The organism is Streptococcus intestinihominis, assembly GCF_046824975.1.
GTDB lineage: Bacteria > Bacillota > Bacilli > Lactobacillales > Streptococcaceae > Streptococcus.
This window is the reverse complement of sequence record NZ_JBKQBL010000001.1, coordinates 262,506-263,962: the sequence shown is the minus strand read 5'-3', so window position 1 is coordinate 263,962 and position 1,457 is coordinate 262,506. Positions and strand designations below refer to the sequence as shown.

The window sequence follows — 1,457 nt, the reverse complement described above, 5'->3', positions numbered from 1 at the left end:
AACTGCACCGAGCAAGCCACCTTCTAGGGTTGCATCCGTCGTTGAATCTTCAAAGTCATAGCGTTCTTTTTCAACGATGTGACCGTTTTCATTTTTGACCAAGGCGATTTGAGCAACCTTGGTCGTCTGAGTTTGGCGGAAAGCCTTCAAATCCGCAAAGGACTGATAAGCTTCGCTTTCAGTGTTAAAGACTGAAACTACTAGGTTTTCCATAGTTAGTACCTCTTTTCTAAATATATACGTTCATTATAATACAGTTTCAATCACTTTTCAATCATTTTAGTGCGACATTTTAATTGATATGTCGCGTTTATCAGCGTCAAAGAACAGTTTCAGGCAGCGGTATATCTTTGCCATATCCCAGCCCAGACACTCTGGCGACTCTGAGTGATTATCAAGAAAGGCGTCCAGCAACATCTTAAAGCCTCCCGTGCAAAAAGTAAATAAATAGTGTTTTTCCTGTATGCCTGTCACACGGCTAAAAGACCGCTTGACCAAATCTTCCAGAAAATTATAGCAGATATTATGTACCAGCTCTGTGTAGCGAGTCTGATGAGCGTGCCGAATCACATCGACACTTTTATAGAATCTGCCAACTGTTTCCTTATGGTCGAATCCTTGAAAGAAGTCGCTTTATTCGTCGGTCAAGACAATTAATTTGGCTGGTGCAACTGATTCGCCAAGCTATGAACAAGCAATTATTACCTTTTGAAAGCAAAAATGGCAATTATGAAGGTGAAGCTACTCAGGTCTTAGTTCTTCTATCCAATTACTATGCAGACAAAAAACTATTTGATGAAAATACAGATGAATATGGAAATATCTTGATTTTAAAGGATTCATCCATCATTTCTAAATTATCGGCTATCCCAGATTTATTAAAAAGGGGATCTAGTAGGTAACAATAATATCGAATATATCAAAGTACGCAATATTAGGATTTCTTCAGAGGTTGAGTTAGAGTCAGATGTTGATGGGGATAAGTCGGATAATCTGCCAATAGATATAAAAATACTAGAAAACAGGCTTGAAAAAGGCTCGTAAAGCTAGCCAGTTCTCTAAACGTTAATTCGTTGCTGGACAGCAGAATACAAACGAAAACACTTTGCATCTTGCAAGGTGTTTTTTTCTATGAGAACTGGCGGTGCGCAATTAGGATAGCTCTAGCGACTTTAGTCGCATAGAGATATGCTATGCACAGTTGCCTCAAGAAAACAATGCTTCTTGGTCCACCCTGTTAGACAAGCTTCAAAACCAAGGAATCCAACAGATTTCTCTTGTAGTTACAGATGGCTTTAAGGGGCTTGAGCAGATTATCAGTCAGGCTCACCCATTAGCTAAACAACAATGTTGCTTAATTCATATTAGTCGAAATCTAGCTAGTAAAGTGAAACGAGCAGATAGAGCGGTTATTCTGGGGCAATTTATAATGATTTATCGTGCTGAAAATTTAGAAA

Annotated in this window: 4 pseudogenes; 3 read left to right on the top strand and 1 reads right to left on the bottom strand. The window is 38.8% G+C overall.

The features are described 5' to 3' along the window. Positions 1-213, bottom strand: a pseudogene (locus tag ACLOR3_RS01380) (DUF1269 domain-containing protein); the annotation flags it as partial. A 350-nt stretch (positions 214-563) separates the two neighbouring features. On the opposite strand from ACLOR3_RS01380, the pseudogene ACLOR3_RS01375 reads away from it, so the two are divergent. From ACLOR3_RS01375 to ACLOR3_RS01365, 3 pseudogenes are all read left to right on the top strand, one after another. Further along, positions 564-707 (top strand): annotated as a pseudogene (locus ACLOR3_RS01375) (IS982 family transposase); the annotation flags it as partial. 3 nt (positions 708-710) lie between these two features. Next, a pseudogene (locus ACLOR3_RS01370) lies at positions 711-1,044 on the top strand (diacylglycerol/lipid kinase family protein); the annotation flags it as partial. A 148-nt stretch (positions 1,045-1,192) separates the two neighbouring features. Next, a pseudogene (locus ACLOR3_RS01365) lies at positions 1,193-1,457 on the top strand (transposase); the annotation flags it as partial.